Origin of the sequence: Prevotella sp. AGR2160 (genome assembly GCF_000424185.1) — a bacterium.
Classification (GTDB): Bacteria; Bacteroidota; Bacteroidia; order Bacteroidales; family Bacteroidaceae; genus Prevotella.
On record NZ_AUJK01000001.1, the window covers coordinates 237839 to 250447 of the forward strand.

Annotated in this window: 9 protein-coding genes; 7 read left to right on the top strand and 2 right to left on the bottom strand. The window is 55.8% G+C overall.

The genetic code is table 11. The features are described 5' to 3' along the window. The first annotated feature begins 3 nt into the window (after positions 1 to 3). The 4 genes from G604_RS0101070 to G604_RS0101085 all read left to right on the top strand — a co-directional run bounded on the left by G604_RS0101070 (position 4) and on the right by G604_RS0101085 (position 5232). Complete coding sequence (locus tag G604_RS0101070; RefSeq protein ID WP_028908925.1) at positions 4 to 1041, top strand: o-succinylbenzoate synthase; 1038 nt, start codon at positions 4 to 6, stop codon at positions 1039 to 1041. Between the two features lie 134 nt (positions 1042 to 1175). Beyond that, positions 1176 to 2204 carry an AMP-binding protein gene (locus G604_RS0101075; RefSeq protein ID WP_028908926.1) on the top strand — a complete coding sequence of 343 codons (1029 nt, stop codon included), beginning with the start codon at positions 1176 to 1178 and terminating at the stop codon, positions 2202 to 2204. Between the two features lie 76 nt (positions 2205 to 2280). After that, positions 2281 to 3828 (top strand): DUF438 domain-containing protein, encoded by a 1548-nt coding sequence (locus tag G604_RS0101080; RefSeq protein WP_028908927.1) that lies wholly within the window; start codon positions 2281 to 2283, stop codon positions 3826 to 3828. A gap of 102 nt (positions 3829 to 3930) precedes the next feature. Further along, positions 3931 to 5232: an NAD(P)/FAD-dependent oxidoreductase gene (locus G604_RS0101085; protein WP_028908928.1), complete on the top strand. Its 1302-nt coding sequence runs from the start codon at positions 3931 to 3933 to the stop codon at positions 5230 to 5232. Positions 5233 to 5252: 20 nt separating this feature from the next. On the opposite strand, the gene G604_RS0101090 is transcribed toward G604_RS0101085, so the two are convergent. Beyond that, positions 5253 to 6587 (bottom strand): MATE family efflux transporter, encoded by a 1335-nt coding sequence (locus G604_RS0101090; RefSeq protein WP_028908929.1) that lies wholly within the window; start codon positions 6585 to 6587, stop codon positions 5253 to 5255. 166 nt (positions 6588 to 6753) lie between these two features. Here G604_RS0101090 and G604_RS0101095 point away from each other — a divergent pair, with 166 nt between their 5' ends. After that, on the top strand, positions 6754 to 9393 hold the full coding sequence (locus G604_RS0101095) for a beta-glycosidase (RefSeq protein WP_028908930.1): 2640 nt from the start codon (positions 6754 to 6756) through the stop codon (positions 9391 to 9393). A gap of 197 nt (positions 9394 to 9590) precedes the next feature. On the opposite strand, the gene G604_RS0101100 is transcribed toward G604_RS0101095, so the two are convergent. Then, positions 9591 to 9971 (bottom strand): fluoride efflux transporter FluC, encoded by a 381-nt coding sequence (locus G604_RS0101100; protein WP_028908931.1) that lies wholly within the window; start codon positions 9969 to 9971, stop codon positions 9591 to 9593. 267 nt (positions 9972 to 10238) lie between these two features. Between G604_RS0101100 and G604_RS13175 the strand changes: the two genes are divergently transcribed. Then, entirely contained in the window at positions 10239 to 11135 is an 897-nt protein-coding gene (locus G604_RS13175; protein ID WP_196801075.1) for an APC family permease, read from the top strand. A gap of 19 nt (positions 11136 to 11154) precedes the next feature. Next, entirely contained in the window at positions 11155 to 12528 is a 1374-nt protein-coding gene (locus G604_RS0101110; RefSeq protein WP_028908932.1) for an ethanolamine ammonia-lyase subunit EutB, read from the top strand. Positions 12529 to 12609: the final 81 nt, after the last annotated feature.

Genomic DNA, 12609 nt, shown 5'->3' on the forward strand with positions numbered 1-12609 from the left:
CCAATTATGCAAATAACTATCTCTGATAAAATACTCCACTTCAAACAACCCGCGGGAACATCCCGCGGCGTCTATACCACCCGTCACTCCTATTACGTCACCATTGAGAAAGACGGCGTACGGGGCATCGGCGAATGTGCCACCCTCCCCGACCTCAGCTGTGACACCCTCGGATCCGATGATGCCTACCGGCAGACCCTCTCACAGCTCTGCCAGTTGACAGCCTCTATGGGCTCCATCCCCTTCGACCTGCTGCGTCCCTACCCCTCCATGCTCTTCGGCTTGGAGACGGCGATGGCCCAGGTGAATGCCGGAGGAAGCCTCGACTTCTTCCACACGCCCTTCGGACGTGGCGAGGAGGGAATACCGATGAACGGTCTCGTATGGATGGGAACCTTTGAAGAGATGTACGCGCGCATGAAGGCAAAACTCGACGCGGGCTTCCACTGCATCAAACTGAAGATCGGGGCCATCGACTGGGACCGTGAGCTCTCCCTCGTACAGTTCATCCGCCAGCATTTCTCCAAGGAGGATATCGAACTGCGTGTCGATGCCAATGGCGGATTCACACCCGAGAATGCCATGAGCCGTCTGGAGCAACTGGCCAAATATGATGTCCACTCTATTGAACAGCCTATCCGTCAGCATCAGTGGAAAGAGATGGCGGCACTGTGCCGCAACACGCCACTTCCCATCGCCCTCGACGAGGAACTCATCGGCGTGAACCTGAAGATGATGAAAGAGGATCTCCTCGACACCATCCGCCCCCAGTATATCATTCTCAAACCCAGCCTCCATGGTGGCATGCGGGGCACGGAGGAATGGATTGCCCTGGCCCGTAGCCGTGGCATCGGCTCATGGATCACAAGTGCCCTGGAGAGTAACATCGGCCTCAACGCCATCGCCCAACTGGCCGCAAAGATCTACGGCCCCCATATCTCCATGCCCCAGGGCCTCGGCACCGGTCAGCTCTTCACCGATAACATTCCCTTGGACCATGCCGTGCTGCAGCTCCGCGGCGACAAGCTGTGGCTGAAATGATCCCACTGCAGGGGCCGTCCCTTGTGGCGGCCCGTCGGCGGAACGCCGAAACGAACTGGGAATAAACCCTTGTTTGGAATGCCGTTCCGGCATCGGGCCGCCACAAGGGACGGCCCCTGCAAATCCCCAAAATAATGACTTTAGAAGAATTTCTTGCGGAGTGGTGCAGTCCCTCCCCCACCGTATTGGTCCACACTAGTGGCTCCACGGGGACTCCCAAACCGATGTACGTAGAAAAGCAACGGATGCTCAACAGTGCCCGTATCACCTGTGACTTCCTCGGCTTGAAGCCCGGCGATACGGCCCTCCTCTGTATGCCCTTGGATTTCATCGCCGGTAAGATGGTCGTCGTCCGTGCCATCGAGCGCCACCTCAAACTCCTCTACACACATCCCACTGGCCATCCCTTCAGCGACAATACCACATATACTCTCTACGATTTCAGTAAAGAGGAACCACATGTAGTCGCTATTTCCCCAAAGGAGGCTTCTTCCTTTGCTGCTCTTGTCCCCCTTCAAGTCTACAACTCCCTCTCCATCCCCACGGAGCGGACCCGATTGGAACATATCGACCAGCTCATTATCGGCGGCGGTGCCATCGATGGCGACCTGCAACGACAGCTTCGTGACTTTCCCCATAGTGTCTGGTCCACCTATGGCATGACAGAGACGCTCTCCCATATCGCTCTGCGGCGCCTCAACGGTCCCACGGCGAGTGAATATTATCAGCCCTTCGACTCCGTAAAGGTTAGCCTCAACGACGACGGCTGCCTCGTCATCGACGCCCCTCTCGTCCACGATGGTCCCCTCGTCACCAACGACCGGGCAGAGATCATCCCCGGTCGTGGCTTCCGCATCCTCGGTCGTAAGGATAATGTCATCGACAGCGGGGGTATCAAGATACAGATTGAGGAGGTGGAGAAGGTACTGCGCCCCCTTCTCTCCGCCCCCTATGCCATCACGAAAGCTCCCGACAAAAAGTTCGGCGAACAGGTCGTCCTCCTCTCTGAGGATCCCGACACGGCCGCCCTCGCCGCCATCTGTCGTGCCCATCTCCCAAAATACTGGCAACCCAAGCGTATCGTCCATGTCGAACAGATTCCGATGACAAAAACAGGAAAGATTGCCCGCGCCGATTGTGAGTCGTTGGTTAAACAATCCTAAAAAACACAGATATCAAACATTTGTGACCAACGGGATCTCGTCTTCCACCGTATCTTTGCCGAAAAAACAGAAAGATATGGAAAAGAAACAAATCAACCTCTCCAACTCCGTGTTCTCCCTCGTCCACCAGTATCCCGAGATCGTGGAGATCATGGCCGACCTCGGTTTCACGGAGATCCGCAAGAAATCCGTAGTCAACTCCATAGGCAAGCTGATGACGATCCCCAAGGGCGCCAAAATGAAACATATCGACCTCGGCACCATCAATAAAGCCCTCGAGGACCATGGTTTCGAAGTTGTCGACCAGGCAGCAGCACCGAAGTCCGCCACACCGTCGATCCGTCCGTTGAAGAAGATCACGAACATCTTCTCCCGCAAGAGTTCCCTCTCCGAAGAGCGCATGCAACTCCTCAAGAGTTACCTCCGTCGTCTCGGTACCGGTGAGGATCTGGAGGCTGTCCGTGCTGACTTCGTCGCCAATTTCAAGGATGTCGAAGCCTCCGATATCATGAAGGCCGAACAGGAGCTCATCGCCGAAGGACAGCCCGTCCGTGACGTCCAGAAACTTTGTGATGTACATTCCGCCCTCTTCCATGGCAACACGCGTGAGGAACAGATTGCCAATGCCGAGAAAGCCGCCGAAGAAGGTCTGCGACGCGAACAGGCAGTGGTCCGTGAGGCCCATGAGAACCGCAGCCATGCCGAGGAGCTCATCGCTATCCCCGGTCATCCCCTCAGCACATTCACACAAGAAAATGATACTGTGAAACCCCTCATCCTCGAGGCTGAGAAAGCCCTGGAGGAAGGCCGTGATATCCAAAATCTCCTGCCGCGAATCCGTGAGATCGCCCTCCACTATGCGAAGAAAGGCGACCTCCTCTATCCTCTGTTGGCCACGCGCTATGATATCACGGGCCCCAGTCAGGTGATGTGGTCTGTCGATGACGAGATTCGTGATGCCCTCGCACGTCTCGTCAAAGCCAAGGAGATCGATGGTGCCTGGAAAGAGAAGGCTGCCGCCACCCTCCAGCGTGCCCGCGAGATGATCTACAAGGAGCGTAACATCCTCTTCCCCATCTGTGCCGCCCATTTCACTGATGCCGAGTGGCAACAGATCTACCATGACAGCCAGGACTATCCCGTATGTCTCCGTGTGGAACATGAGACATGGGAAGAGGCAGAAAAAGCACCAGCTGCCGCCCCTGAGACGGACACGGCTGCAAAACCCGTCACAGCAAGTGATGAGATTGTCCTCCCCGGTGGTCATTTCACGCTCGAGCAGCTCCGTGCGATGTTGAACACCCTCCCTCTGGAGATCAGTTTTGTCGATGCCGATGACTATAACCGTTTCTTCAACGAGGGTCCGAAACTCTTCAAACGCCCGTCCATGGCCATCGACCGTAAGGTCTTCTCCTGTCATCCGCCGAAGATCCAGCCGATGGTCCAGGCCATTATCAACGACTTCCGTGAGGGCCGTCGTGATGAGGTTCCCGTATGGATGGAGAAGAACGGCCGCACGGTCTATGTCAATTACATGGCCGTCCGTGACACCGAGGGCCATTATGTAGGCACCCTTGAAGTTGTCCAGGACATGGAGTTCGCCAAGAAACACTTCCTGCACTGATCCATCAGGAATGGGCGGGGAGGCATGATTTTTTCTGTGGAAAGATAGAGGTCATATCCCCGAAAAATATTACCTTTGCAATATCGATAAAAACGAGCAACTATGAGAGCAAACATCAGAAGAAACGAACTCACGAGAGTGGTCATTGTCGGTGGCGGCACCGGAGGTCTGAAACTGGCCATGGCGCTGCGCCATACCAACTACCAGGTGGTGCTGGTGGATAAGAACAACTACAACCAGTTTCCGCCGCTGATCTACCAAGTGGCCTCTGCCGGTCTGGAGCCGAGTAATATTGCGTTCCCCTTCCGCCGGATGTTCCAGGGCCGGAAGCATTTCTTCTTCCGTATGGCCGACGTGAAGCGTATCGACGAGGAGGAGCAGGCCATCGAGACCTCCGTGGGTCTGATCCACTACAACTACCTCGTGCTGGCGCAGGGAGCCACTACGAATTTCTTCGGCAACAAGGACGTGGAACAGAATGCCATGCCGATGAAGACCGTGGAGGATGCCATGGTGCTGCGCAACAAGATCCTCATGGAGCTCGAGCGGGCAGAGACGGAGGAGGACCCGGAGGCGCGGAAGAAATTCCTCAACTTCGTCATTGTCGGCGGCGGTCCCTCGGGCGTGGAGATCGCCGGTGCTCTGGCCGAGATGAAGGCCAATGTGCTGCCGCGAGACTATCCCGACCTCATGGACCGCGCCCATATCTACCTCATCGACTCCGGTCAGCGGCTGTTGAAGACCATGGATGAGAAGCTCAGTCAAGAGGCCTATGAGGACCTTCGGAAGATGAATGTCCACGTGCGTTTTGGCTGGCGTGTCATCGACTATAAGGACAACACGGTTACGGCGCGCAATAGTGAGACGGGAGAGCTCAAGACCCTTCCTTCCCGTTGTGTCATCTGGGTCAGTGGTGTCCGTGCGAACACCATCGGCGGCGTCCCCGAGGAGGCTGTCGGCCATGCCGGACGGTTGCTCTGTGACCGCTACAACCGCGTGAAAGGCATGAAAGGCAACGTGTTCTGCATCGGCGATCAGAGTCTCATCGAAGGAGATCCCGACTACAAGCTCGGTCATCCGCAGTTGGCCCAGGTGGCCATGCAACAAGCCGTAAATGTAGCGAAGAATATCCAGAAGATGGATGCCGCCGACCATCCGCTGACGGATGAGGAGTTGACCGTGTTCAGTTATAAGAATCTCGGAACGATGGCGACGATTGGTCGTAAGTGTGCCGTGGCACAGATCGGTAAGGTGAAGTTCGGTGGCCTCTTTGCCTGGCTTCTCTGGCTTGTGGTCCATCTCCGCAGTATCCTCGGTGTGAAGAACAAGTTCATCGTCCTGCTGAACTGGATGTGGAGCTATTTCAACTACAAACAGAGTCTGAGGCTGATATTGAGGAAGTAAGGACATGATTTATCATGTCCCTACTGCAGGCTTCTTAGTGTATGCAGAATGATCGGCAGTGATAGGGTACAGGCGCAGATGTCACTGATGCTCTGGCACATCTCCACACCCTGAAGAGCGAAGAGACGGGGGAGGAGGAGAATCAGGGGGATGAAGAAAAGACCGTTGCGCGCCGCGGCAAGAATGTTCGCTGCCAAGGGCTTACGGCACGTCTGCGTGAGCATGTTTCCGCTCATGGAGATGATGTTGAGTGGGATCGTCGACAACTGCAAGCGCAGGGCCACGGTACCCACGGCGATGACGGCGTGGTCGTTGCGGAAGATTTGGATGACATCCGACGAGCACAGCCAGCCGGCCACGGAACAACAGAGGAGGAAGACGAGGCCCACACGGACGGTGAACCAATAGGCGGCCCTCAGACGGTCGTAGAGGCGTGCCCCGTAACAGAAGCCGCAGACGGGTTGGAAGCCCTGTCCCAGTCCGATGACAAAGGCCATGATCATCATCGTCACACGGTTGACGATCGACATACCGGCGATGGCAGCATCCCCGTAGGCCCCGGCGGCATGGTTGAGGAGCATGACGGAGATGCACATCATCCCCTGGCGGTTCAGCGACGGACTGCCACCGTAGAAAATCTCACGGAAGGCTGCCCATGACGGCGTGAAATTACGGAACCGGATGGCGATGCTCCCACCGTGGCGCGTCATGAAGAAGAGGATCACGCAACTCACCACCTGTCCGATGACCGTGGCAATGGCGGCACCGCGGATGCCGAGACCGCAGCTGAAGATCAGCAACGGGTCGAGGCCGACGTTGAGGACGGCCCCCGTGACGATGCCCACCATGGCATAGGCGGCATTGCCCTGCAGACGCAGTTGGTTGTTAAGCGTCAGTGAGGAGGTGAGGAACGGTGTGCCGAGGAGGATGATACCGAGATACTCCATCGTATAGGGCAGGATGCTCTGTGTCGATCCGAGGAGGAGTGACAGCGGCCGGAGGAAGACCAGTCCGGCGATGAGGAAAAGGATCCCCGTGAGAAAGGAGAGGACGAAGCCCGTGGCCGCCATCTTCTCCGCGTTACCGTGGCGTCGAGCTCCCAGTTCACGGGAGATATAGTTGCCCGAGCCGTGTCCGAAGAAGAAGCCGAAGGCCTGGATGAAGAACATCAGGGAGAAGACGACGCCGATGGCTGCCGTGGCCTGCGTGTTGATACGTCCCACAAAGAACGTGTCGGCGATGTTATACAGGCTGGTGACGAGCATGCTGATGATCGTCGGTATGGCCATGGTGGGGATGACACGGCGTATCGGTGCCGTCGTCAGATAAGTATAATTGTCGTGATGGTGAAGCATTTTCGTTTTTTTGAGCTATCCTTGCCGCAAAGTTACCCCTAAATTTCTTTACAGCCAAATATTTTTTGTATTTTTGCACAAACTGTAGGGACATAAGCGCGACCTTGCGCTTGCAAAGCGCCAGCACACGAGGGCAGGCCATTCAACAACAAAGACAGAGTAACAGATGAAACAGATACTACACTACAACAAAGACTTCCTCTTAACAGGATTGTTGTTATTGACGGCAATCATTGCACGTGCTGACGGGGGCGCGGCAGGGTCGCTCGACCTCCGTGGCACGTGGCAGTTCACCACCTCTTTCGAGAAAGGTTTCACGGAGACCGTCGTTCTGCCGGGGACAATGGCGGAAAACGGGAAGGGCATTCCGGCGTCTGTCACTACGGAGACCACCCATCTCACGCCCCGCTACAGCTACCGCGGTCCGGCCTGGTATCGGCGGGAGATCATCATCCCGCGGCATCAGGACTGGCGCAAAGCGCATGTATGGCTCTATCTCGAACGGACGAAACCGGCAACGGTATTCGTTGATGGTGACAGTATCTCCTATTGTAATGATCTCTCTACGCCACAAGTTCATGATCTGGGGCCTTTGCGTCCAGGCCGTCATGTGCTGATGATCCGTGTGGACAACGGCAGTGGCATCCCGGAGCAGCTCTATGCCTCCAGTCACATGCTCTGTGAGGATACACAGACAAACTGGAACGGGATCATCGGGGAGATTTCCCTCCGTTGGGGGTTAGGGTGCGACCCTTGTGGCCGTCCTAATTCCAAATTGGCGGAACATGATGAATCATGTCCCTACAAGGGCCGATTTGAGATCCGCGGACAGCACTTCTATGCCGATGGTCATGAGATCTTCCTCCGTGGCCGTCATGATGCCTGCGTATGGCCGCTGACGGGCCATTGTCCGATGGACAAGGCGTCGTGGCGCCGGTATTTCGAGACGTGTAAGGCCTATGGGCTCAATCATGTCCGCTTCCATTCCTGGTGTCCTCCCGAGGCCTGCTTTGCAGTGGCCGACAGTATGGGCTTCTACCTCCAGCCTGAGCTGCCGTTTTGGGGCGACTTCAACGCCAAGGATACCGTACTGATGGCCTTTCTGATGAAAGAGGGTAAGAATATCCTCCGGACGTATGGCCATCATCCCAGTTTCGTGATGATGGCCCTGGGCAATGAGCTTTGGGGCAGTATTGACGAGATGCGCCATTTCGTGGAAGAGTTCCGTAAGATCGATCCCCGTATCTATTATACTTTCGGCAGCAACTACTACCTCGGTTATCAAGGCGCGAAAGAGGGCATGGACTATCTCACGACCTGCCGCATCGGTGGCGAGCAATGGGGGACCTATACGACCCATACCCGTGGCAGTTTCTCTTTCGCCGATGCCTATGAGGGAGGCCTCATTAACCACTGCCGACCGAATACGGAGATGGATTTCCAGCAGGCCTGCAGCACCGTCACGATCCCCGTGATCAGTCATGAGACGGGCCAGTTTCAGAGTTATCCCGACTACCGTGAGATTGACAAATATACCGGCGTCCTCCTACCCTATAACCTCATGACGTTCCGTCGCCGGCTTGAAGCGGCCGGTATGGGCGATCAAGCGGAGGCCTTCCACCATGCCAGTGGGCGGTGGGCTTATGAGCTTTACAAGGCGGACATGGAGATGGACTTGAGAACCCGTGACATGGCGGGATTCCAGTTGCTTGACCTCCAGGATTATCCCGGGCAAGGCAGTGCCTATGTCGGGATGCTTGATGCCTTTATGGACTCAAAGGGCTTCGTCACGCCTGAGGAGTGGCGCATGACGTGCAGTCCCGTGGTACCGATGCTGGCCATGCCGTCCTACTGTTATGAAGAGGGAGACACGCTCAAGGCTCATGTGCTCATCGCCAATTACGGCGGCAGCAGTCTGGCGGGGAAGACGCTGAGAGTGACGATGGATGGCACACACGAGGATTTTCAGATTCCGGAGGGAGAGGGGTTGATAGAGGTCCCCCCTTGTGGGCGCCCTGATGTTCACGAATGGCGTGCCGTTCTGTGCTTGCGCTTTGCAAGCGCAAGTCGCCAGTTAGGACGGCCACAAGAGCTGCCCGTACGGAGGGAGATCGACCTTTCTATCCTCGACACGCCCTGGCATAACCGCTATCCGATATGGGTCTATCCGAAGAAGATGGTGAAGGCGAAGGAGGTCATCGAAACATCGGTGATGGATGCCGCTACGATCCGACGGTTGGAGAAAGGCGCAAAAGTACTGTGGACACCCGATACGACGACCTTGAAGGGACATACCTTTGGCGGACTGTTTATGACGGATTATTGGAACTACCGCATGTTCAAGACAATCTGTGAGAACAACCACAAGACCGTGTCGCCGGGTACCCTCGGTATCCTCACCGACCCCACACTGCCGCTGTTCCGTGACTTCCCCACGGAGGAACATACCAACTGGCAGTGGTGGGCCGTGGTGAAGCACTCACGGCCACTGATCCTTGACGGGATGCCGAGGGGCTACAGGCCACTGGTACAGGTGATCGACAACATCGAGCGGAACCATCGCCTTGGACTCGTCATGGAGTTCCGCGTTGGACAGGGCCGTCTGCTCGTCTGTATGGCCGATCTGAAGGCGGCGGCGCAGTGGCCTGAGGGGCGTGCCTTCCACAACACATTGCTGGACTATATGCAGAGCGGCGACTTCCGGCCGTCCATGGCCTTCCCGTCGTTTCAGGCACTGTGGCAGTGTGTCACCGCCAAGGCTCCCGAGGCGGCCTTGGAACGGCTGGATAACATTTCAAAGTACTAAGGGCCACTGCGCTTCCTTGCGCTTCTTCTGCGCCTCCTTTGCGCTTTATTTGCGCTTCCTTGCGCTTGCAAAGCGCAAGCACCCAACGGAAGGCCCTGCCTGGGAACATAGGAAGGGCGTGTCTCGGTAATTGTCGCCCCGTCCCCGTTAGGGGCGGGGTCTCCCCTCCCCTTGGGGGAGGGGGTGGGGGTGAGGCCTTACGCGATGACCCTTGACAGGTGTTGTCCGGCGAAGAGGGCAACCATGCCGAGGAAAAGGCTCAGGAAGAGGTATACCACGAAGAAGTGGTAGTCATGACCGGTGATCAGCTGACCGTTCTCCTTCATAAAGGTGGAGAACGTGGTGAAGCCGCCACAGAAGCCCGTGGTGAGGACCATACGGGCCGTCGGGGAGAGGAAACGGCCGTTGAATGGCAATCCCGAGAGCAGGCCAATGATGAAGCAGCCTACGATGTTTACACCAAGGGTACCAAGGGGGAAACGGTCGGGACCAAGGACCTGAAGCCATTTGGAGATACAGAAGCGGAGGCCGCCACCCATGAAACTGCCCATTCCTACGAGCATGAAATCTTTGAACATAAAAACAATCTTTGGAATTCCGCTGCAAAGTTACAACATTTTATCGTAACGACATCTTTTTCCGACAGATATATTTGTAACCTGAATAATTCACGGATCCTATTGTAGGTGGCCGCAACATGGCGGCCACCTACAATAGGCAGAGTAGAAGTGGCCAATCTCTTGTTTCTTGACATAAATCAATTTTGTGTTAAACTGTAAGGCTTGAACCCCTATTTTCCTTACAGTATGATATGTATTTTTCGCTTCAAAACAGCATATTGTTATTTGCGAAATAATTATACTATCTTTTTATTCGTTTGGTGGTGCTACACCGGTTTCGAGACCTGCTGCTCCGTCGGTGGTGAGACGAAATTCCCGCAGTACACCCTGCCGAGAGCCCTGAAACTCTCCGTCTTCCTCGTCTTTGCCGTCAACGCCCTCTTCCAGTGGTTCCTCGTGGCCCTCGTCAGTCCGGCCCACTATGGTATGCTCGCCGTCTCCGACGCTCCTTATGCCGAAGGTCTGAAGGCTGCCGGATTAGTCGGCGCCCCGATCATCCTGCTCTGTATAGCTATCACCTTCGGTGGTGACCTGAGTACCATCAACCCGGGTATTGCCGCACCGGCCCGTTATATCTACACGATGGCCGAGGATCACAGTCTGCCGAAATTCCTCGGTAAGATCTCCCCGCATTTCAACACGCCGAACAACGCCATCATCCTCGTGGGTATCATCAACTTCATCCTCATCGCCACGAACTCCATCACGTATATCGCATCCGTATCCCTGATCTCTCTGGCTGTCTGCTACATGATTGGTTGTCTGGCCTATCTCGGACTGAAGAAGAAATATCCCGAACTGAAGCGACCGTATAAGGCTCCCTATGGTACCTTCGGCTGCTGGTTCACCATCGTGGTCTACACGTTCATGCTCATCTTCGCTGACCACATGGCCCTGATTACCGCCGCCATCATCGGTGTTGCCTCTCTCATCTACTTCTTCCTCTACACTCGCGGCCATAAGGATGTGATGCCGTCCATCGAGGCTGAGGTCGGTGAGGTCGACGAGCCCACAGCAGTGGAGAAGAAGCACATCGACAAGGAGTATAAGATCTGGGCATGGGGCACGGCCGTTGTGACCGTCATCTCTCTGGCCATCTATCTCGTACCGATCCTGTTTTAAAAGAAATTCATTTCTGCCTATGTATAAGATCACGTTAGATCATACCACCTTTGCGTTCCCCGACTTGAAGATGTTGATGGCCAAGGCCACCCCCTTGAGGTCCGGGGACCAATTGGCTGGTATCGCAGCCAAAAGCATGGAAGAGCATGTGGCGGCACAGATGTGTCTTGCTGACGTGCCCTTACGGCGTTTCCTGGAGGAACCGCTCATAGACTATGAAAAGGATGAGGTGACACGGCTGGTCTTCGACACCCATGACGCCGGGGCTTTCGCACCCATCAGCGATCTCACGGTGGGGGAGTTCCGCAACTGGATCCTCAATGACCATACGACACCGGAGATGCTCACGGCGGCAGCACCGGGTATCACGCCGGAGATGGCGGCTGCCGTCTCGAAGCTCATGCGCAATCAGGACCTGGTGCTCGCAGCACAGAAATGTCATGTGGTGACGAAGTTCCGCAATACCATCGGTCTGCAGGGCTCCATGGCGTCCCGCTTGCAGCCGAACAGTCCAACCGACGACCTCAAGGGTATCGCCGCGAGTATCATCGACGGACTGATGTACGGTTGTGGTGATGCCGTTATCGGTATCAATCCGGCCAGTGACTCCGTACCGTTGCTCGTCAATTTGGAGAAGATGCTGGACGCTGTCATCACGAATTATGAAATCCCCACACAGAGCTGTGTGCTCAGTCATATCACCACAGGTATCGAGATGATCGAGCGTGGTGCGCCGATAGACCTCCTCTTTCAGAGTATCGCCGGAACGGAGAAGGCCAATGCCGGTTTCGGCATCAACCTCAAACTCCTCGACGAGGGTTATGATGCCGTGCGCAGTCTCCATCGCGGCACCCTGGGCGACAACTGCATGTATTTCGAGACCGGTCAGGGCTCAGCGCTGTCGTCGGATGCCAACTTCGGCGTTGATGAGCAGACGTGTGAGTGCCGTTGTTATGCTGTGGCCCGTCGCTATCACCCGTTGTTGGTGAATACCGTCGTCGGGTTCATCGGTCCCGAGTATCTCTATGACGGCAAGCAGATCACGCGTGCCGGTCTGGAGGATCATTTCTGTGGCAAGCTCATGGGGGTCCCCATGGGGTGTGACATCTGTTATACGAATCATGCTGAGGCCGACCAGGATGATATGGACAATCTGTTGCTGTTGCTCGGTGTCGCCGGAGTCAGTTATGTGATGGGGATCCCCGGCGCTGATGATATCATGCTCGGTTATCAGAGCACCAGTTTCCATGATGTCATCTCCACGCGGAAGATGCTCGGCAAGCGTCCCGCCCCCGAGTTTGAGCAGTGGCTGGAGAAGATGAAGCTCTTCAATGCCGAGGGCCGCATTCTCCAGGCTGCGCCGACGCACGCCCTGATGAAACTCGTGGGGTAGGAAAGTAGGTGGCCGCCATGTTGCGGCCACGCACCCGCATTGATCTATGAATTATGCAGGATAGAGAGCTATAAATATGAG